Source organism: Nocardia cerradoensis NBRC 101014, assembly GCF_000308535.1.
GTDB lineage: Bacteria > Actinomycetota > Actinomycetes > Mycobacteriales > Mycobacteriaceae > Nocardia > Nocardia cerradoensis.
The window spans coordinates 1-18,572 of the sequence record NZ_BAFW01000360.1 but is presented as its reverse complement, the minus strand read 5'-3'; the positions used below and the strand labels follow the sequence as shown (position 1 = coordinate 18,572).

General features: G+C 69.0%; 22 protein-coding genes and 1 pseudogene. 13 read left to right on the top strand and 10 right to left on the bottom strand.

Annotated elements, in window-relative coordinates; all coding sequences use genetic code 11:
- A partial coding sequence (locus ON23_RS30660; protein WP_039782675.1) for a mannosyltransferase YkcB-related protein occupies positions 1-1,405 on the top strand: 1,405 nt, incomplete at its 5' end.
- A gap of 73 nt (positions 1,406-1,478) precedes the next feature.
- Here the strand turns inward: ON23_RS30660 and ON23_RS30655 are convergent.
- Entirely contained in the window at positions 1,479-2,357 is an 879-nt protein-coding gene (locus tag ON23_RS30655) for an SAM-dependent methyltransferase (RefSeq protein ID WP_039782673.1), read from the bottom strand.
- A gap of 221 nt (positions 2,358-2,578) precedes the next feature.
- A complete protein-coding gene (locus ON23_RS30650) occupies positions 2,579-3,511 on the bottom strand; it encodes an SDR family NAD(P)-dependent oxidoreductase (protein WP_039782672.1) in 933 nt (310 codons plus the stop codon).
- Between the two features lie 103 nt (positions 3,512-3,614).
- On the opposite strand from ON23_RS30650, the gene ON23_RS30645 reads away from it, so the two are divergent.
- On the top strand, positions 3,615-4,460 hold the full coding sequence (locus ON23_RS30645) for a helix-turn-helix transcriptional regulator (protein WP_039782671.1): 846 nt from the start codon (positions 3,615-3,617) through the stop codon (positions 4,458-4,460).
- 24 nt (positions 4,461-4,484) lie between these two features.
- Here the strand turns inward: ON23_RS30645 and ON23_RS30640 are convergent, their stop codons facing one another.
- The 4 genes from ON23_RS30640 to ON23_RS30625 all read right to left on the bottom strand — a co-directional run bounded on the left by ON23_RS30640 (position 4,485) and on the right by ON23_RS30625 (position 6,957).
- Positions 4,485-4,889, bottom strand: coding sequence for an arsenate reductase ArsC (locus ON23_RS30640; RefSeq protein WP_039782670.1), 405 nt, complete (start codon positions 4,887-4,889; stop codon positions 4,485-4,487).
- Positions 4,886-6,001: an ACR3 family arsenite efflux transporter gene (gene arsB, locus ON23_RS30635; RefSeq protein ID WP_039782669.1), complete on the bottom strand. Its 1,116-nt coding sequence runs from the start codon at positions 5,999-6,001 to the stop codon at positions 4,886-4,888. The genes ON23_RS30640 and arsB overlap by 4 nt, the downstream gene beginning before the upstream one ends.
- The gene (locus ON23_RS30630) at positions 5,998-6,369 is read right to left on the bottom strand and encodes an ArsR/SmtB family transcription factor (protein WP_039782668.1); all 372 of its coding nucleotides are present in this window, start codon (positions 6,367-6,369) and stop codon (positions 5,998-6,000) included. The genes arsB and ON23_RS30630 overlap by 4 nt, the downstream gene beginning before the upstream one ends.
- Before the next feature lie 75 nt (positions 6,370-6,444).
- Positions 6,445-6,957 carry an ArsI/CadI family heavy metal resistance metalloenzyme gene (locus tag ON23_RS30625; protein ID WP_039782667.1) on the bottom strand — a complete coding sequence of 171 codons (513 nt, stop codon included), beginning with the start codon at positions 6,955-6,957 and terminating at the stop codon, positions 6,445-6,447.
- 97 nt (positions 6,958-7,054) lie between these two features.
- Between ON23_RS30625 and ON23_RS30620 the strand changes: the two genes are divergently transcribed.
- From ON23_RS30620 to ON23_RS30605, 4 genes are all read left to right on the top strand, one after another.
- On the top strand, positions 7,055-7,414 hold the full coding sequence (locus ON23_RS30620; protein WP_039782666.1) for an Rv2640c family ArsR-like transcriptional regulator: 360 nt from the start codon (positions 7,055-7,057) through the stop codon (positions 7,412-7,414).
- 138 nt (positions 7,415-7,552) lie between these two features.
- The gene (locus ON23_RS30615) at positions 7,553-8,146 is read left to right on the top strand and encodes a TetR/AcrR family transcriptional regulator (protein ID WP_039782665.1); all 594 of its coding nucleotides are present in this window, start codon (positions 7,553-7,555) and stop codon (positions 8,144-8,146) included.
- On the top strand, positions 8,143-8,988 hold the full coding sequence (locus ON23_RS30610; RefSeq protein ID WP_039782664.1) for an alpha/beta fold hydrolase: 846 nt from the start codon (positions 8,143-8,145) through the stop codon (positions 8,986-8,988). Before ON23_RS30615 ends, ON23_RS30610 begins: the two co-directional genes overlap by 4 nt.
- 174 nt (positions 8,989-9,162) lie before the next feature.
- Positions 9,163-9,591 carry a hypothetical protein gene (locus ON23_RS30605; protein ID WP_039782663.1) on the top strand — a complete coding sequence of 143 codons (429 nt, stop codon included), beginning with the start codon at positions 9,163-9,165 and terminating at the stop codon, positions 9,589-9,591.
- A 20-nt stretch (positions 9,592-9,611) separates the two neighbouring features.
- On the opposite strand, the gene ON23_RS30600 is transcribed toward ON23_RS30605, so the two are convergent.
- Together ON23_RS30600 and ON23_RS30595 are read right to left on the bottom strand one after the other, a co-directional pair.
- Complete coding sequence (locus ON23_RS30600) at positions 9,612-10,241, bottom strand: VOC family protein (RefSeq protein ID WP_039782662.1); 630 nt, start codon at positions 10,239-10,241, stop codon at positions 9,612-9,614.
- Positions 10,238-11,446 carry an MFS transporter gene (locus ON23_RS30595; protein WP_051043584.1) on the bottom strand — a complete coding sequence of 403 codons (1,209 nt, stop codon included), beginning with the start codon at positions 11,444-11,446 and terminating at the stop codon, positions 10,238-10,240. Before ON23_RS30595 ends, ON23_RS30600 begins: the two co-directional genes overlap by 4 nt.
- Positions 11,447-11,530: 84 nt before the next feature.
- On the opposite strand from ON23_RS30595, the gene ON23_RS30590 reads away from it, so the two are divergent.
- From ON23_RS30590 to ON23_RS30560, 7 genes are all read left to right on the top strand, one after another.
- Complete coding sequence (locus tag ON23_RS30590; protein ID WP_039782661.1) at positions 11,531-11,983, top strand: winged helix-turn-helix transcriptional regulator; 453 nt, start codon at positions 11,531-11,533, stop codon at positions 11,981-11,983.
- A gap of 212 nt (positions 11,984-12,195) precedes the next feature.
- Positions 12,196-12,441 carry a microaggregate-binding protein 1 gene (gene mbp1, locus ON23_RS30585; protein WP_036510789.1) on the top strand — a complete coding sequence of 82 codons (246 nt, stop codon included), beginning with the start codon at positions 12,196-12,198 and terminating at the stop codon, positions 12,439-12,441.
- Between the two features lie 41 nt (positions 12,442-12,482).
- The gene (locus ON23_RS30580; protein ID WP_157170338.1) at positions 12,483-12,644 is read left to right on the top strand and encodes a hypothetical protein; all 162 of its coding nucleotides are present in this window, start codon (positions 12,483-12,485) and stop codon (positions 12,642-12,644) included.
- Positions 12,645-12,675: 31 nt separating this feature from the next.
- Complete coding sequence (locus ON23_RS30575) at positions 12,676-13,140, top strand: CinA family protein (RefSeq protein ID WP_039782659.1); 465 nt, start codon at positions 12,676-12,678, stop codon at positions 13,138-13,140.
- A 152-nt stretch (positions 13,141-13,292) separates the two neighbouring features.
- Entirely contained in the window at positions 13,293-14,798 is a 1,506-nt protein-coding gene (gene prpD / locus ON23_RS30570) for a 2-methylcitrate dehydratase PrpD (RefSeq protein WP_039782657.1), read from the top strand.
- Entirely contained in the window at positions 14,795-15,709 is a 915-nt protein-coding gene (gene prpB / locus ON23_RS30565; protein WP_039782655.1) for a methylisocitrate lyase, read from the top strand. Before prpD ends, prpB begins: the two co-directional genes overlap by 4 nt.
- Positions 15,709-16,833, top strand: coding sequence for a bifunctional 2-methylcitrate synthase/citrate synthase (locus tag ON23_RS30560; protein WP_039782654.1), 1,125 nt, complete (start codon positions 15,709-15,711; stop codon positions 16,831-16,833). The genes prpB and ON23_RS30560 overlap by 1 nt, the downstream gene beginning before the upstream one ends.
- A 16-nt stretch (positions 16,834-16,849) precedes the next feature.
- On the opposite strand, the gene ON23_RS30555 is transcribed toward ON23_RS30560, so the two are convergent.
- Both ON23_RS30555 and ON23_RS30550 read right to left on the bottom strand, forming a co-directional pair.
- The gene (locus ON23_RS30555) at positions 16,850-18,295 is read right to left on the bottom strand and encodes a lipase maturation factor family protein (RefSeq protein WP_039782653.1); all 1,446 of its coding nucleotides are present in this window, start codon (positions 18,293-18,295) and stop codon (positions 16,850-16,852) included.
- A 40-nt stretch (positions 18,296-18,335) separates the two neighbouring features.
- Positions 18,336-18,572 (bottom strand): annotated as a pseudogene (locus ON23_RS30550) (thioesterase family protein); the annotation flags it as partial.

Below are 18,572 nucleotides of genomic sequence, written 5' to 3'. Positions count from 1 at the left end.
TCCGGCATCGCTGCGCAAACGCCTGCTGCAACTGCTCGGCGGACTCGTCGCGCTGCTGGTGTCCAGCGGCTGGTATGTGCTGCTCACGCTGTGGTGGCCGGCCTCGACCCGGCCGTACCTGGCCGGGTCGACCGACGACAACTTCATGAATCTGGTGCTCGGATACAACGGTTTCGCCCGCGTGCTCGGCCGCAATCACGGTGGCGGGGCAGCCCCGGCCCACGATCCCGCGACGGCGGCCCATGCCGCCCCGCCCTCGGGGGCGCACAACGGATTCGGTGGCTTCGGCGGGCAGGTGCACGGTGTGCAGCGGCTGTTCACCGGTGAATTCGGGTTCGAGATCGGCTGGTTGCTGCCGGCCGCGCTGCTGGCGTTGGTGCTGGTGCTCGTCTCGCGCGGTCGCGCGCCGCGCACCGACCGGATGCGTGCGGCCGCCATCGTTTTCGGCGGCTGGATCGTGATCGACGGCGGTGTGCTCAGCTACATGAACGGCATGGTGCATCCGTACTACTGCCTCTCGATCGCCCCCGCGGTCGCCGGAATGTTCGCCATCGGTATCGCCGAACTGTGGAACCGGCGCCACACCGCGTTCGGCCGATTCGGCACGGCCGCACTGCTCGTGGTGACGGGCGTATGGAGTGTCGTTCTGCTGCACCGCAACAGCGGCTGGTATCCGGAGCTGCGCTGGACGATTCTGGTGGTGACGCTGATCGCCGCGGTGCTGCCGGCGGTGCCCTGGACCTATGCGGCGCATCGTCGCCTCGCTGCCGTCGTCCTGACAGCCGGACTGATCGGCGGCCTGGCGGGCAGTGCGGCCTACTCGTTCGCGACCGTCGCGACCGCGCACTCCGGTGGTGGGCCGACGGTCGGCCCGGCGCAGGCGAGCGGGCGCGGCGGCTTCGGCCAGACCCGTCCGGATCCGCAGCTCTCGGCGGTGCTGCGGGCGACCACTGCGACCTGGGCGGCGGCGACCAACGGATCGTCCGCGGCCGCCGCACTCGAATTGGACAGCGACAGGCCGGTGATGGCGATCGGTGGGTTCTCCGGCAGCGACCCGGTGCCGACGCTGGCACAGTTCCAGGCCGACGTGAAGGCCGGGAAGATCGCCTACTACGTCGTGCAGGCCGACGGTCGCAATCAAGGTCCGGCGGATGCGCGCGAACAGGCCGTGACCGGAAACCGGAATCCGGGCACGACCGGCCGTGCCGAGACTGCGACGCCGGGCCGGGAGCAGGCGGCAGCCGGAAGCGTGCCGGGGCAGCCGCAGCCGGATACCACCGGGAATGCCGGCGGGCCGGGCGGTCGCAATCAGCACGCCGACATCACCACGTGGGTCACCGCTACCTTCCCCGCCCAGCGCATCGGCAACGCCACGGTGTACAAGCTGAGCGGCTACCGGGGGTAGAAAGGCAGCGAAATGGCTTGGCGGGCAACGTATCCCGTTGTCCGCCGAGCCATGTTGTTGTCGCGCACCCGCATTACGGGCGGGTGACGGTCACCAGACTGATCAGTGACTGCTGACGTCCCTCGGGGCCCTCGGGGGTATCGCCGAGGCTGCGGATGTAGTCGGGAAGGTAGATGCGTTCGCCGGTCCATCCATGGTCGGTGAACCAGGCGGTGGTATCGCTGCGCGGCTCGTTGTAGATCAGCTTCACCCACTCCGAGCCGGATTCTCCGTCGGCTGCCAGGGCTTCGGCCGCCTCGGCGGGCAGGGGATCCATCTGTTCGACGGCGGCTCGGCTGCCGGGTGCGCTGAGCGAGTGGACGGTGTCGAACAGCTGGTCCTGGGCCGCGGGTGTCAGGTAGATGAGCAGCCCCTCGATCAGCCACGCGGTCGGCCGATCGGCATCGAAGCCGCTGTCGCGCAAGGCTTTCGGCCAGTCGCCCCGCAGATCGACCGCGACCTCCCGGCGATCCGCGATCGGTTCGCGCCCGGCCCGCGCGAGGGTCTCGCGCTTGTAGGCGAGGACCGGTGGCCGATCCAGTTCGTAGACGGTGCAGCCCGCCAGCGACGGCAGTCGATAGGCCCGCGCGTCCAGGCCCGCCGCCAGCACGACCACCTGCCGGATTCCCGATGCGACGGCGGCATCCAGATAGTCGTCGAAATACCGGGTCCGGAACAGTTGGTGCTGCTGGAACGGGATGCCGAAATCGGCTGTCAGCAAAGGATGTTCAGGCAGCCGTCCGGCCAGCAGATCCGCCCATTCGCCGCCCGCGGCGGAGACGAACAGCTCGGCGAGCGGGTCCCGAGCCGGGGCGTCGCCCGCGCGTCCGCCCAGCGCGCGAGCTGCCGCGACGAACAAGGCCGTGGATCCGACACCGGTGTTGATATCCCAGGAATCCTCGTCGGTACGCATGACCGCCAACCTACCCACCGGGTGCAGCCCGGCAGGTACCCCGCGCCGCACCCGCGCGAATCCGCCGCGAAACCCCTGTCACCACGCATTTCCCGCCACCCGACGTGGATTCCGGGCGGAGGACTCTCGTACTTCGCGCGCTGAGGTTCTTGCCGGCGGCGCGTCCGTGCGGTCCGGCGGCGGGGCGGTCGAGGCCCTCCGATCGGACATCGCGGCGAGCGTTATGCCCGTACCCGCTCCAGCAGTTCGGCGGTGGCCTCCCACAGGCGGCGCTCGCGGTCGCGATCGTGGGCGACGGGCTGCACCTCGGTGAGCCGGGTCTTCACCACGAACGCGCCGTCGCGCAGGTGTGCCCAGGTGTCGTCGAGGGCGACCGAGGCCAGGAGTGGTCCCGAGCGTTGCGGTGTCGATACGCCGGGGATGCGGCCCAGAACGCGGCCGATCGCTTGCACCGGGGCGGGGGCGCCGCGGCCGAGCGCGGTACCGGGCATCCATCCCGGTTCGAAGACCGACACGTTGATTCCGGGGCCGGCGTGGCGCTGGAGTTCGTGGGCGTAGTAGAGGATCGCCAGCTTGGCATTGGAATAGGCGACACCGGAGGCGGTCATGCCGGGGGCGTGGGCGCCGATGGCCGGGCGAGCGAGGTCGAGGGGATCTGCCCAGTCGGCCTCGGCGACATTGAGGATTCTGCGCCAGAAGTTGGCGTGATAGGTGTTCGACCCGAGCAGCACCACCCGCGCCGGGGCGGTGAACGCGTCGAGAAGGTCGCCGATGAGCTGGGCGTGGGCCAGGTAGTTGACGGCGAAGGTCGTCTCGTAACCGTCGCGTGTGGCCTGCCGGGTGTCGGCGGACATGGTGCCGGCATTGGCGATCAGCGCGTGCAGCGGTCGCACGGCACCGGCGGTGAGGAGTTCGCGCACGGTGGTTGCGGCGGCGCGCACATCGGCCAGATCGGCCAGGTCGCAACCGATTTCGCGGACGCGGGCACCCCGCGCGCGGGCCTCCTCGGCTACCTCGGTGAGATCCCGCCCGGCGCGGCCGAGCAGGAGGAGATCGGGGCGCTGCCCCTCCGGGCGGGCGGCCAGGGCCAGTGCGGTGGCGTGGCCCAGATTGCGGGTCGGGCCGGTGATGAGAACAGTTCCGGTTTCGGTCATGTCCCCAGCCTGCGAGCCGGGCCGGACCGTAGGCAGTCGTCCGGTTGTCGTAGGACTGTCAGGGCCAGGACACACCGGCGGTCGTTCGCGCAGACTGGAGTGCGTGGAAACGTGGGAATTCGGCCGGACGGTGCGCCGGTGGCGCGATCGGGTGGCGCCCGAGGCCGTCGGTGTGCCGGTGGGTTCTCGCCGCCGGGCCGCCGGATTGCGCCGGGAGGAGTTGGCCGCGCTCGCGGGCATCTCCGCCGATTACCTCACCCGCCTCGAACAGGGGCGCGCGACCGCGCCGTCGGCGCAGGTGGTGGAGGCGCTGGCCCGCGCCCTGCGGTTGTCGGACACCGACCGCGATCTGCTCTACCGGCTGGCCGGGCACGCCGCCCCCGGCCCGGATGTGGTGCCCTCGCGCGTCACCGCGAGTGTGCACCGGGTGCTCGACCGGTTGTCGCACACACCGGTGGTCGTCTACGACGCGAGCTGGACGCTCGTTCTGGCCAACGCGCCCTACAACGCGCTGATGGGCGACACCACCTCCTGGCGCGGTCTGGAGCGTAATGCCGTGTGGCGCAACATCACTCGTATGCCGACCCGGGTCGTGCACTCCGAGCGGGAGCAGGCCGAACACGAGGCCAGGCTGGTGGCCGATCTGCGCTTGACCGCCTCGCGCTATCCCGCCGACCGCGCGCTGCGCCGCCTGATCGCCGACCTCGGTTCCGCGGGCGCGCGCTTCACCGGCCTCTGGAACGCCGAGACGCCACCGCCCGCGCCGGATCCGTCACGGCGCAAGACGATCGACCACCCGGCGGTCGGCCTGATCACCCTCGACTGCGACACCCTGCTCGTCACTCTCGACGATCTGCGGATTTCGGTCTACACCGCCGAGCCCGGCACCGAGGACGCCGCCCGGCTCGACCTGGCGGTCGTGCTGGGCACGCAATCGCTGACACCATGAGCGTCCCGGCCGCGAGGCCCGGATTCACGACGTCGGCGGCAGGATTTCGGCGATGAGATCTTCTATGCGAGAACGGATGTCGTCGCGGATCCGCCGCACGGCGTCGATGTCGCGCCCGGCCGGGTCGTCCAGTTGCCAGTCGCGGTAGTCGACGCCGGGGAAGTACGGGCAGGTGTCGCCGCAGCCCATGGTGATGACGATGTCGCTGAGGCGGACGGCGCCGGGCGTCAGCACGGCCGGGGTGCCGGTGGTGATGTCGATGCCGGCTTCGCGCATGGCCTCCGCGGCTACCGGGTTGATGCGGTCGGCGGGTTCGGTGCCGGCGGAGCGGACGTCGATGCGGTCACCCGCGAGGTGGGTGAGAAAGCCCTGGGCCATCTGGGATCGTCCGGCATTGTGCACGCAGACGAACAGGACGCTGGGTTTCATTGTTGGGCTGAGCCTTTCGCCGGTGCCGGAACATCGGCGCTGATCGGGATATCGGGGGTGGCCGGGAACCGGTTGCGCAGGGCGAGGGACACGTAGACGAGGCCCACGAGGACCGGGACTTCGATCAGCGGGCCGACGACGCCGGCGAGGGCCTGTCCGGAGGCGGCGCCGTAGGTGGCGATCGCGACCGCGATGGCGAGTTCGAAGTTGTTGCCCGCGGCGGTGAAGGCGAGGGTGGTGGTGCGTGCGTAGCCGAGGCCGGCAGCCCACCCGTAGAGGTAGCCTCCACCCCACATGATCGCGAAGTAGGCCAGCAGTGGTATCGCGATGCGTGCGACGTCCCAGGGGCGGGCGGTGATGTGGTTGCCCTGCAGGGCGAACAGGATCACGATCGTGAACAGCAGCCCGTACAGCGCCCACGGCCCGATCCGCGGCAGCAGCCGCCCCTCGTACCACTGCCGGCCGCGGGCCCGCTCGCCCAGCTGCCGCGTGAGAAAGCCCGCGACCAGCGGGATGCCGAGGAAGATCAGCACCGATTTCGCGATCTGCCACGGCGAGGTGTCGATCGTGGTTCGTTCGAGTCCGAGCCATCCGGGCAGAACCGAGAGATAGAACCAGCCGAGTACGGCGAACATGACGACCTGGAAGATCGAATTCGATGCCACCAGGACGGCGGCCGCTTCGCGGTCTCCGCAGGCCAGATCGTTCCAGATGATCACCATCGCAATACATCTGGCGAGGCCGACGATGATCAGACCGGTCCGGTATGCGGGCAGATCCGGTAGCAGCAGCCACGCGAGGGCGAACATCAGCGCGGGCCCGGCGACCCAGTTCAGCACCAGCGAGGCGAGCAGCAGACGCCGGTCGCCGGTGACGGTGTCCAGCCGGTCGTAGCGGACCTTCGCCAGCACCGGATACATCATGATCAGCAGGCCGAGGGCGATGGGCAGCGAGATGCCGTCGACCTGCACCGCCGACAGGATGTCGCCCAATTCGGGGACGAGTCGCCCGAGCAGCAGACCCGCGCCCATGGCCACGCCGATCCAGACCGGCAGGAAGCGGTCGAGAGTGGACAGTCTGCCGGCGACCGCGGTGTCGCCGGTGGTGCTCACGTGTGCACCCCCAGCCCGGCCTGATCGGCTAGCAGATCCGAAAGACGCTGCAGCGCTTCGGGAATCACCCGGTAGTACACCCAGGAGGCGCGGCGCTCACCGGTGACCAACCCGGCCTCCCGCAACACCTTCAGATGGTGGGAGATGGTCGGCTGGGTGACGTCGAGCCCGTCGGAGATATCGCAGACACAGGCTTCGCCACCGGCGCGCGCCGCGATGGCCGACAGCACCCGTAGCCGGACGGGATCGCCGAGGGCCTTGAACATCGCCGCGAGGTCGTGGGCCGCCTCGGCGCCCACGACCGGTCGCACCCGCGGCGTGGTCACACACCCGGCCATGGCCGCCGAAGGCAACTCCTGATTAGACATCCATCGATATTGACAGACATCGATATAGAGGGGCAAACGAAGCCTCGGTGAACAAGCGCGCCCATGGGGTGGCGGTCAGCTGCAGCAGGTGGCGCCGCCGGCGAGGGCGTCCCGTCCGGCGTCGGTGGCGCAGCGGGCGCTCTCGCCGGCCGCATCCGCGGTACCGCAGCACGCCTGCACGGCTGTGGTGTCATCGGCGAATTCCGGTGCGTCGCCGAATGTTTCGGTGTCGGCGAGCACGGTGTAGACCTCCCACTTCTCACCGTGCGGTCCGGTGACCCACACTTTGTCCTGCCGGGCGAAACAGCAGGTCGTGCCGATCTGCTCCGCGGTGAACAATCCGGCCTGTGACAGTCGCGCGATTTCGTCGTGGACCTGTTCGGACGTCTCGACCTCGACGCCGAGGTGGTTGATCGTCCCGCCGGCGCCGGTGTTCTCCAGCAGTACCAGCTTCAACGGCGGCTGCTCGACGGCGAAATTGGCGTAGCCGGGCTCGCGTTTGGCCGGTTCGGTGTCGAACAGCGTGGAGTAGAACGCGACCGCTCGATCGAGGTCGTCGACGTTGAGGGCGAGCTGTATGCGGGACATGAGAACCTCCAGTATCCGATATATGTCGAAAAGGTTGGCGGTTCCGAGTCTGCTCCACCTTTTCGACATATGTCAATCCCGTCGGTAGCATGGTTTCATGCCCAAAGCGCTTCCCGTGATCGATATGTCCGCTCCGGTGTGCTGCGCGCCGGTGGCGGCCGGGCCGGTCGACGATGTCGCGGCCCTGGAGGTGGCGCTGCGGCTCAAAGCGCTCGCCGATCCGGTGCGGGTGAAGCTGATGTCGCTGCTGCTGGCGAGTCCGGATTCCGGCGAGAACGGTGGGGACCTCGCCGCCGCGGTGGGGCTGACGGAATCGACCGTCAGTCATCATCTCGGTCAGCTCCGTAAGGCCGGGCTGGTCGAATCCGGACGTGTCGGCATGACTGTCGTCCACCGCGCCAAGCGTGATGCGCTGGCGGCGTTGTGCGTGGTGCTGGACCCCAACTGCTGCCGGTGAACACCCCCGCCCGGCGACCTCTCCGGTCTTCGTGAGGTCGCCGGGCGGCCCGGCTCGTATCCCGCGCGGAATATCGCTGGCCGCGGCGGCCTAATGCCCTTAGGATCCTTCCTAAGGATATTAGGTCAGGAGTCGTGCATGTCGCCCCGTGCCGGGTTGTCCCGAGAGCGAATCGCCCGTGCCGCAGCGGAATTGGCCGATGAGGTCGGATTCGCCCATGTCACCCTGTCCGCGGTGGCCCGCCGGTTCGGGGTGAAGGATCCCAGCCTCTACACCCACGTGCGCAACCTGCGGGATCTGCAGGTGCAGGTGGGATTGCTGGCGGGGGCGCAGATGAACGAGCGGATCGGCGCGGCGGTGGCGGGACGATCCGGACGCGACGCGTTGTTCGCCTTCGCCGATGCGTATCGCTCCTATGCCCTCGACCATCCGGGCCGGTACGCCGCAACGCAGATCCGCCTGGATCCCGACGAAGTTGCCGGAGAGCCGGCCCTGCTGCGCGGAATCGAGCTCACCGCGGCGCTCTTGCGCGGCTACGGGTTGAGTGAACCCGCGTTCACCGACGCGGGACGCCTGCTGCGCAGCACATTTCACGGTTTCGCCACCCTGGAGGCGGCGGGCGGATTCGCCCACTCCAGGCCGGCCGAGGCCAGCTGGCACCACATTCTCGACGCCCTGCACCGCACCCTGACGCAGTGGCCGACCCCCACCGAAGAGAAAGCAGCGCAATGAGATCCGGCACTCTGGCGGTACCCGGCGCCACCCTGTACTACGAAATGCGCGGCGACGGGCCACTACTGCTGGCGATTCCCGGTGGCGGCGGTGACGCGGGCGTCTTCGACGAGATGGCAGAAATCCTGCAGCATCACTTCACCGTCGTGGCGCTCGATCCGCGCGGATATTCGCGCAGCGTTCTCGACAGTGGGCCCGAACCGCAGCAGGTGGCGGTGCAGGCCGACGACGTGGCCCGGTTGCTCGCACATCTGACCGACGAGCCGGCGTTCGTCTTCGGGACGAGCAACGGCGCGATCGTCGGACTGGATCTGCTCGCGCGCCATGCCGGCCGCGTGCGTCGGCTGATCGCGCACGAACCGCCCTGCTTCGCCGTTCTGCCGGATGCGGGCGAGCACCTCGCGATGGTCGCGCAGGTGTACGACCTGCTGCACACCGACGGGCTCGCCGCGGCCGGGGCGAGATTCCTGGCGGGTATCGGTCCCGCGATGAAGCCGGCTCCGGAGGTGTCGCAGTTGTCGGAGCGTGCCGCGCGGATGTGGGCCCGGCTCGCGGACAACGGTCCGCTCATGATCGAGCACGAGTTGCGCGAATTCACCTCGTACACACCGGATTACCGTGCGCTGGAGGTCGTCTCCGATCGCCTGGTGCTCGCGGTCGGCCGGGAGACGCGCGGATGCCTGCCCTCTCGCCCGGCCGTCGAGATCGGGGCCCGGCTCGGATCGGCGGTGGTCGAGTTCCCCGGCGCGCACAACGGTATCCGGACCGAGGCGGTGGAGTTCGCGCACCAGCTGGTCGAGGTGCTGGCGGCGGAGCACGCGAGCACGCCCGATCGCGGGTAGAACCGACGGTCCCACGGCGGATTACGTCACCGCAGCGTCATCCGACGGATTCGCCGGAACCCCGGCGGCGGCCATGCTCGACAAGTGTCCCCGAGCGCGAACCACGCACCGGACGAGGACATCCGTCGGCTGCTCCCCGCGGCCGATGGCCCTACCGGTTTCGAGGAGTTCCCCATGACCACCGTCCGTTTTCAGCTCGTCTCCACCCTGACCCCCGCCGAGGTGGCGCAGGTCCTCACCGATTTCGGCCCGTCCCGCGCACAGGTGTGGCCCACGATCGATGCCGAGCACTTCGTCGTGCACGAGCAGGGCGAGGGCTGGGCCGAGGTGACCGAAGGTACGGCGGCCGCCTGGGAGCGCGCCCGCTACGAGTGGGATCCGGCGGGTGACACGGTCACCGTCACCACCCGGGATTCCAAGTTGTTCGGCGCCGGTGGTGGCTGGGTCTTCCGGGCCACACCCGCCCCGGAGGGCAGCCGCGTCGACGTCGAACTGATTCGGACGCCGCGGGCCTTCAAGGGGAAGCTCCTCGCCGCGCTGCTCCCCCTGGTCGGCCCGTCGTCGCTGCGCAAATCCTTCCGAGTTCCGTTGCGGGCGGCCTGATTCCGGCAGCGCCACCCGGGTCAGGACTCGATCTCCCACACGAATCCGTCGGGATCAGTGAAGGAACCGAGGGGGCTGGTGATCGCGATCCGATGCGACCCGGAGCCCTCGGCCGGCACGCCCGCGTCCTTGGCGGCGGCCTTGCGCCCGTAGAGCGCGAGCTTGACCGACCCGGCCGGCGACTCGAATTCGGCGTACTTGCCGCCGAAACTCTTCGCCACGGTCAAGCCGCGTTCGACGTAGAACTGCTTGGTCGCCTTCACGCTGTCGACCCCGAGCAGTAGGACGAAATCGTCGACCTCGCGGGTGGCCGGTCCGGTGTCCTTCTTCGCCGAGGTCGCGATCTTCCAGACCGCGCCGTCGGGGGCCTGCACGACGCCGCCGTAGCCCCAGAAACTCTTCTTGGCCGGCTTCACCGTCGTCGCGCCCGCCGCGACCGCGGACCCGATGAAGCTGTCCACGGTGCTCGGCTGGGACACCACGAGGGAGAGGATGTATCCGCGGAAGCCGGTGGTCTCCGCGTCCGACTCGCGGACCCGCAGCCGGTCGCCGAGACCGAACGCGGATTCGTAGAAGGCCGCGGCGGCAGCCGGGTCCGGGGTCTCGACGACGACCGATGCGATGGTGCTCTGAGCAGTGGTGATGTTCATGTCGAAGACGTTATCGGCGATCGCGTGCCGGTCGCTTCTCGATTCCTGATCACTCCGGGAGCCCCCGCGATCGCCCACACCACGACGCCGCCGACCGCGAAGGCGGCGCCGAGGATGCTGGACCCGGTCCATCCGGCCGCGGAGTACGCGGCGGTCGTGGCGGCCGCGCCGAGTGCCGAACCGACCGAATAGAAGAGCATGTAGTTGCCGATGATGCCGCTGGTCCGGTCGGGGTGGGCGGCGGTGAGCAGATGCTGATTGCTCACATGCACGACCTGGACGGCGAAATCGAGGACGACCACCCCTGCGACGAGCAGCCACAACGACCACGATCCTTGCGCCGTGGCAAGCCATGAGAGGGCCAGCAGGACCAGTGCCGCCCCCGTGACCGGGTGCGCGAAACCGCGGTCGGCCCAGCGTCCGGCCCGGCCCGCGCCCAGGGCGCCCGCCAGCCCGGCGAGCCCGAACAAACCGATCCGCGCGGTGTCGAGATGCCACGGCGAGGCCGCGAGGGGCAGTGCCAGGCCGCTCCAGAGCGTGCCGAACGAGGCGAACAGGAAGAAGGCGATCAGGCCGCGCGACAGCAGGAGCCGGTCACCGAACAGGGTGCGCGAGGTGTGCAGCACCTGCCGGTAGCGGATGCGGCCGGTGCGGGTGTCGGGCGGCAGCAGCACGAGGACGAGGCACGCCAGCGCGACGAGCAGAACGGCCCAGGCGGCGTACACGCTGCGCCAGCCCCAGGTGGTGGCCAGAACGCCGGCGACGAGGCGCGCACCGAGAATGCCGACGACGACGCCGGAGGTCACCATGCCCAGGGTGCGTCCGCGTTGCCGCGGCGCCGACACGGCCGCCGCGTAGGCGACCGTCGTCTGCACAACGACCGCGAACAGGCCGGCGAGGGCCAGTCCGATGAGCAGCACCCACGTGCGCGCGGCGGTCGCGGCGATCACGACCCCCACCGCGGTGATCAGCAGATGCGCGGCGATGAGCGTGCGCCGGTTCATCGTGTCGCCCAGGGGAACGAGGAGGACCAATCCGGCCAGGTACCCGAGTTGCCCGACCGTGACGATCCATCCCAGGTCGCCGGCCGGCACGCCCAGGTCGTCGCCGATCTGCGTGAGTATCGGCTGGGCGGAGTAGACGGTCGCGACCGACACCGCGCAGATCGTGGCGAACAGCAGGCGCCGGCCCGAAGCTATGAACACCGAGTCTCCCAATCAGTAGCGTTTTGCAACTGTTCGAACGATAAGCCACAATGGTTTCAATGAGCAACCGTTGAGGAGGGTGCGATGACTCGGCCGGTACTCGCCGACACCGCGTGGACCGATCCGGCGTGTCCGGTCGCGCGCACGCTCGACCTGGTCGGCGATCGGTGGAGTCTGCTGATCGTTCGCGACGCGATGGACGGCGCGCGGGCCTTCCGAGATTTCCAGCAGGCCACCGGAATTGCGCGCAATATCCTCACCGACCGACTCCGGCGACTGGTCGCGCGCGGCATCCTCGAACGCACGCCGGGTCCGTCGGGCCGGCGGCACATCTACACCCTCACGCCGGCCGGGCGGGACCTGTTCACCGTCGTCGTGGCCTTACGGCAGTGGGGTGAGCGGCATGCGTTCGGCCCGGCCGAGGAACATTCCGTGCTCGTCGACGAACGCGGTGTCCCGCTTCCCGAGCTCCGGCCCGCGAGTTCGAGCGGCGGCGCCGTGGACTCGGAAACGACTTTCGTGCGCAAGGCGGGCTGAGCGCGTCGACTCCGTCACAGTCGCGCGGCCGCGATCCCGCGCCCGGCCTGAGCGACTTTTTCGACGCCGACCAGCGGTGGGAGATCGCACATCCCACCCCGCTGCGCCGGTCGCCGCGCCCGGCCCGCGCCGTGAGCGGGCGATCGTCCGATTGAGCACCGCTGCGCTGGGTAGGCGTTGCATGTCAGGAAATTGCGACGGAAGGGGACTCCGTGTCCGACCACAACAGTGGCCCGCGTGAGGGCATCAAGGGCGTCGTCGAGGATGTGAAGGGTAAGGCCAAGGAGGCGGCCGGCATCGTCACCGGCAACAACGACCTCGAATCGGAGGGCCGCGCGCAGCAGGACAAGGCCGAATCGCAACGCGAGGCGGCCGAGAAGGAGGCGCAGGCCGAGAGGGCCCGGGCCGAGGCCAAGGTCGACGAGGCCCGTCAGCAGTCCCACCAGCAGGGCAGCTAGTTATCCGACCGCTCACCCGTTCCGTGCCGGAGGAGGTTCTCGTGGTTTCACATGACGTCATCGCCCAGCTTCGCCAGGACATCACCACTGCGTCCGATGCCGGAGACGAGGCCGAAGTGCAACGGCTGCAACGCGAACTCGACACCGCGCTGCAGGCGTACCGCGAAAGCGGAGACGACGACGCGGAACGGGAAGCGGAATGAACGACACCGTGGCCGCCCGGGAGGCGGGGCGATGACCGAGGATGCCGCCGAGCGGATCGCCGAACTGGCCGCAGCGGCCGGTTCGACGATCGCGGTGGCGGAATCACTGACCTCGGGCAAGATCGCCGCCGCCCTCGGCGCGGCACCGGATGCGGGACAGTGGTTCCGCGGCGGGGTCGTCGCCTACAGTCCGGAGGTCAAACGCTCCGTCCTGGACATGCCCGATGTCCCGGTGGTGTCGCGGCCGGCCGCGGAGGCGCTGGCGGCGAATGTGCGGAAATTGCTCGGCGCGAGCTATTCGGTCGCGGTCACCGGGGTCGGTGGCCCCGAACCGAGTGACGGCGAAGCGCCCGGCACGGTGTGGTTCGCCACCGCCTCCGAGACCGCGGTCACCGCGAGCCGGGCCGAATTCGACGGTGAACCGGAAGAGGTCCTCGAGCAGACGGTGCGCTTCGCGCTGAGCTGTCTGCTCGACCGTCTGACCGCCGATCGATAACCGGTCCGCGGACCACGGCACCGTCCGCAAGGTTCGCAACTTTGCCGGATCCGTTACGCAGAACTAGGCAGTTGCAACGTATTTCGACGGGTACCCGTCCTGAGTAGCGTCCGAATCATGCGATTCGACGACGTACTCGGGAGGTCCCGGCTGTGAAGAATCACCTCGTTCGCACGCACCGCTCGGCGGAGGTGTTCCCGCGAACGGAACATCTCGCGTGGCGGATCGCCGAGGTCGCCACGGATCCGGTCGCGGTGGCGCCGGACACCGAAGAGATGATCGTCAATCGGATCATCGACAACGCCGCCGTCGCCGCCGCATCGATCATCCGGCGTCCGGTGACCGGCGCCCGCGCTCAGGCGCTGGCGCACCCGTATCGACCGGGCTCCTCGGTATTCGGCGTCCCCGGCACGTATTCGCCGGAATGGGCGGCCTGGGCCAACGGCGTCGCGGTGCGCGAACTCGACTTCCACGACACGTTTCTCGCCGCCGAATACTCCCATCCGGGCGACAACATTCCGCCGATTCTGGCCGCCGCCCAACACGCCGGGCGCAGCGGCCGCGACCTCATCCGCGGTCTGGCCACCGGCTACGAGATCCAGATCGATCTGGTGCGGGCGATCTGCCTGCACGAACACAAGATCGACCACGTCGCACATCTGGGCCCCTCGGCCGCCGCCGGCATCGGTACGGCGCTCGGCCTCGACACCGAAACCATCTATCAGGCCATCGGTCAGGCGTTGCACACCACGACCGCGACCCGGCAGTCCCGCAAGGGGGAGATCTCCAGCTGGAAGGCCTACGCGCCGGCCTTCGCGGGAAAGATGGCCGTCGAAGCCGTCGACCGGGCCATGCGCGGCGAGGGTGCGCCCGCCCCCATCTGGGAGGGTGAGGACGGGGTGATCGCCCGGTTGCTGTCCGGGCCCGACGCCGAATATTCGGTACCGCTGCCGGGTCCGGGCGAGCCCAAACGAGCGATCCTCGACTCCTACACCAAGGAGCATTCGGCCGAATATCAGAGCCAGGCGCCGATCGATCTGGCCCGGCGCATGCGCGACCGCATCGGCGACCTCGACCGGGTGGCCTCGATCGTGTTGCACACCAGCCACCACACCCACGTGGTGATCGGCACCGGCTCCGGCGATCCACAGAAATTCGACCCCGAAGCCTCGCGGGAAACGCTCGACCACTCGGTCATGTACATCTTCGCGGTCGCGCTGCAGGACGGGACCTGGCATCACGAGCGGTCCTACGCACCCGAGCGGGCCCGCCGGGCGGACACGGTCGCGCTGTGGCACAAGATCTCCACCGCCGAGGACCCGGAATGGACCCGGCGCTACCACGCCACCGATCCCGCCGAGAAGGCGTTCGGCGCCCGCGCCGAGGTGACGCTGACCAGTGGTGAGGTGATCGTCGACGAACTCGCGGTCGCCGATGCCCACCCGCTCGGTGCGCGGCCGTTCGCCCGCGAGCAGTACATCACCAAATTCCGCACTCTCGCTGAGGGAGTCGTCGACGCGGCCGAACAGGACCGCTTCCTCGATGCCGCGCAGCGGGCGGACTCGCTCGCGCCGGGCGAACTGGCGCAGCTGACATTCGCGGTGTCCGACGAGGTGCTCGGCCGCGCCCCGAAATCGCCGAAGGGACTGTTCCGATGACCGGATTGCTCGCCGCCGCCACCTCCGCCGCCGACAAACGCGTCGCCTTCCGCGCCGGGCTCGCCTCGGCGACGATCCAGCGGTTCCCCGGCGCCTTCAACCCGTTGGTGGCCAAGCTGATTCAGGAAATCGGGTTCGAAGGGGTCTACGTCTCGGGTGCGGTGGTGTCGGCGGAACTGGGGCTGCCCGATATCGGGCTGACCACGCTGACCGAGGTCGCGGGCCGCGGCGCACAGGTCGCCCGGATGACCGATCTGCCGGTGCTCATCGACGCCGACACCGGCTTCGGCGAGCCGATGAACGCCGCCCGCACCGTGACGCTGCTCGAGGATGCCGGACTCGCGGGCTGCCACCTGGAGGACCAGGTGAATCCCAAGCGCTGCGGCCACCTCGACGGCAAGGCCGTCGTGCCCACCGACGAGATGGTGCGTCGCCTGCGCGCGGCCGTCTCGGCGCGGCGGGACCCGAATTTCGTGATCTGCGCCCGCACCGACGCCGCCGGAATCGAAGGCATCGACGCGGCGATCGACCGCGCCCGCGCCTACGCCGACGCCGGTGCCGACCTGATCTTCACCGAAGCACTCGGCGGCGCAGCCGATTTCGAGAAATTCCGGGCCGCGGTCTCGATTCCGCTGCTGGCCAATATGACCGAGTTCGGCAAATCCGACCTGTTGCCGGCGCGGACACTGGAATCCATCGGCTACAACGCGGTGATCTACCCGGTGTCCACTCTGCGCCTGGCGATGTGGGCGGCCGAGACCGGGCTGCGCGCCATTCACGAGACCGGTACTCAGGCGGGATTGCTGGATCGGATGCAACATCGCAGCCGCCTCTACGACCTGCTGCAGTACGAGCGCTACAACGAATTCGATTCCGACATCTTCACATTCACCCTGGGAAGGAACCAGTGATGACGAAGGCCGCCACTCCGGCGATCAACAAGGGCCTGGCGGGCGTCGTCGTCGACACCACCGCGATTTCCAAGGTGGTGCCGGAAACGAATTCGCTGACCTACCGGGGCTATGCCGTCCAGGATCTGGCGGCACACTGTACGTTCGAGCAGGTCGCCTACCTGCTGTGGTACGGCGAACTGCCGAACGACGCCCAGCTGGAACGGTTCTGCCAGCAGGAACGCGCGGCGCGGCGAGCCGATCGCTCACTGCTGTCGCTGGTGACGAAACTGCCCGACACCTGCCATCCGATGGATGTGGTCCGCACCGCGATCAGCTACCTCGGGGCCGAGGACCCGCTCGAGGACGACAATTCGCCGAAGGCCAACCGCGCCAAGGCGTTACGCATGCTGGCGGTGCTGCCCACCATCGTGGCCGCCGACCATCGCCGCCGGCACGGACTGGACCCGATCGCCCCGCATTCGCATCTGGGATACGCGCAGAACTTCCTGAACATGTGCTTCGGGACGGTACCCGCGCCGGAACTGGTGCGGGCCTTCGAAGTCTCGCTGATTCTCTACGCGGAGCACAGTTTCAACGCCTCCACGTTCGCGGCGCGGGTGGTGACCTCGACGCAGTCGGATATCTACAGTGCGGTCACCGCCGCCATCGGCGCGCTGAAGGGACCGCTGCACGGTGGGGCGAACGAGGCGGTCATGCGTGACATGCTCGAGATCGGCGAGCCCGAGCGAGCCGAGGCATGGTTGCGGAAGAAGCTGGCGGACAAGCAGAAAGTGATGGGCTTCGGCCACCGGGTCTACAAGAACGGCGATTCCCGGGTGCCGACGATGAAGCGGGCGCTTCTCGATATCGCCGCCGCCACCGACGGCGGCCGGTGGGTGCGCATGTACGAGATACTCGAACACACGATGTCCGAGGCCACCGGGATCGCGCCGAATCTCGACTTCCCCACGGGCCCCGCGTATTACCTGCTCGGCTTCGATATCGAAACCTTCACGCCGATCTTCGTGATGAGCCGGATCACCGGCTGGGCCGCCCACATCATCGAACAGGGCGCCTCGAACGCGCTGATCCGCCCGCTCAGCGAATACGTCGGCGTCGGCCAGCGCTCGGTCCTGGCCTGACCGGCTCCGGCGCGGATCAGCCGTGCCGGATGCGGGGAGAGGCGAGGGCGGTCGGCGGGACGTAGTCGCCGACCGCGTCGCGGTGCCACCACACGTGGTCGCGGCGAAGTTCTTCGCGGGTGCTGAATCGGTAGAGGTAGTGCCGGACTCGCACATGGGCGGGCGGGGCGTCCGGAAAAGGATTGTGCCGCAACAGATGCAGGGTGGCGGGGTCGTTGGTCAGCAGTCGCCGCAGGAACGGGCCCAGCCAGGAGCGGGCGTAGATCGGGGAGATGGCGGCGAACCACATCAGCCAGTCCAGGCGCAGATGATAGGGCGCCCACTGGCGCGGCAGCCGGTGCGGATCACCGGGCTTGCCCTTGAAATCGTATTCCTCCCATTGGGTTTGCTCGGTGATGTGCCGGTCGCGGGTGCCTTCCACCACCAGTTCCCAGCGCCGGCGCTCGATCCGCCCGAACGCGCCGTAGGTGTTCACCAGGTGGTACCGATTGAAGCTCGCGTTCATCTGCTGATGCCCGGACAACAGGTTCCGGATCGGCCAATAGCTGAGCACGACCACCGCGGCGGTGAAGGCGACGACCACCGCGACGAACCACGTCGGCGGGTCCGTGAACGCGGGCCGGTCGGGCAGCGGCAGGACGGTCGCGGCCCAGCGGGCGTCGATCGCGGTGCAGGCCAGCAGGATCGTCAACCAGTTGAGCCAGGCGAAATTGCCGGACAGGACCAGCCACAGCTGGGTGACCACGACGATCGTCGCGGCGATGCTCGCGACCGGCTGCGGAGTGAACAGCGCGAACGGCACGACCAGCTGCGCGATATGGTTCGCGGCCACCTCCACCCGGTGCAGCGGTCGGGGCAGGTGGTGGAACAGCCAGCTCAGCGGGCCGGGCATGGGCTGGGTTTCGTGGTGGTAGTACAGGCAGGTCAGGTCGCGCCAGCAGGGGTCGCCGCGCAGTTTGATCAACCCCGCGCCGAACTCCACCCGGAACAGCAGCCAGCGCGCCAGCCACAGCACGAGAATCGGTGGCGCGACGTGGTCGTTGCCGAGAAAGATCGCCAGGAATCCCGTCTCCAGCAGCAGCGATTCCCAGCCGAACGAATACCAGGCCTGGCCGACGTTGACGATGGACAGATACAGCGCCCACGCCGCCAGCCACAGCAGCATCGCCGCCCACAGCGGCACTCGATCGTCCGCCCCGGCTGCCAGGGCCACCGCCAGCGCCGCCCCCGCCCAGGCGACACCGGCGAAGAACCGGTCCGAATAGTGCAGGTGGAACAGGCTCGGCGAACCCCGGAACGAGGAGCGAGCCAGGAACGCGGGCACCGGCAGCATGCCGCCGGCGCCGATGAGTGCCCGGAACTGCCGCGCGGCGCCCACGAACGCGATCAGATAGACGACCGCGAGGCCGCGCTGGAACACTTCGCGCGCGAACCAGTAGTCGGGCGCCGTGAACCACTGCATGTTCCGGGCATACCCGCTGCGGCCGGTCGCGATACCGGGTTCAGTCCTTGAAGTACACCAGTTGATGGGTGGTGGCCAGCGGCCTGCCGTCGGCGCCCCACAGTTGTGCGGACTGATCGAAGTAGCCGCCGCCGAAATGCTGGCCCCGGGCGGTGGCGAGCAGCGGACGGTCGCCCTGGGCGGCGAGTGCGGCGGCATCGGCGTGGAAGTAGACGGTGAGCGAGACGGTACCGGCGGCGACCATCCGGCCCTGCCGCACCATCACCCGCGGGATGAA

Coding starts and splice junctions, on each gene's coding strand:
- ON23_RS30640 (WP_039782670.1), bottom strand. CDS start 4,889: ATGAAACCCAGCGTCCTGTTCGTCTGCGTGCACAATGCCGGACGATCC.
- ON23_RS30655 (WP_039782673.1), bottom strand. CDS start 2,357: ATGCGTACCGACGAGGATTCCTGGGATATCAACACCGGTGTCGGATCC.
- prpB (WP_039782655.1), top strand. CDS start 14,795: ATGACCGGATTGCTCGCCGCCGCCACCTCCGCCGCCGACAAACGCGTC.
- ON23_RS30610 (WP_039782664.1), top strand. CDS start 8,143: ATGAGATCCGGCACTCTGGCGGTACCCGGCGCCACCCTGTACTACGAA.
- ON23_RS30605 (WP_039782663.1), top strand. CDS start 9,163: ATGACCACCGTCCGTTTTCAGCTCGTCTCCACCCTGACCCCCGCCGAG.
- ON23_RS30555 (WP_039782653.1), bottom strand. CDS start 18,295: ATGCAGTGGTTCACGGCGCCCGACTACTGGTTCGCGCGCGAAGTGTTC.
- ON23_RS30575 (WP_039782659.1), top strand. CDS start 12,676: ATGACCGAGGATGCCGCCGAGCGGATCGCCGAACTGGCCGCAGCGGCC.
- ON23_RS30615 (WP_039782665.1), top strand. CDS start 7,553: ATGTCGCCCCGTGCCGGGTTGTCCCGAGAGCGAATCGCCCGTGCCGCA.
- ON23_RS30560 (WP_039782654.1), top strand. CDS start 15,709: ATGACGAAGGCCGCCACTCCGGCGATCAACAAGGGCCTGGCGGGCGTC.
- ON23_RS30620 (WP_039782666.1), top strand. CDS start 7,055: ATGCCCAAAGCGCTTCCCGTGATCGATATGTCCGCTCCGGTGTGCTGC.
- ON23_RS30625 (WP_039782667.1), bottom strand. CDS start 6,957: ATGTCCCGCATACAGCTCGCCCTCAACGTCGACGACCTCGATCGAGCG.
- ON23_RS30590 (WP_039782661.1), top strand. CDS start 11,531: ATGACTCGGCCGGTACTCGCCGACACCGCGTGGACCGATCCGGCGTGT.
- ON23_RS30600 (WP_039782662.1), bottom strand. CDS start 10,241: ATGAACATCACCACTGCTCAGAGCACCATCGCATCGGTCGTCGTCGAG.
- ON23_RS30650 (WP_039782672.1), bottom strand. CDS start 3,511: ATGACCGAAACCGGAACTGTTCTCATCACCGGCCCGACCCGCAATCTG.
- ON23_RS30630 (WP_039782668.1), bottom strand. CDS start 6,369: ATGTCTAATCAGGAGTTGCCTTCGGCGGCCATGGCCGGGTGTGTGACC.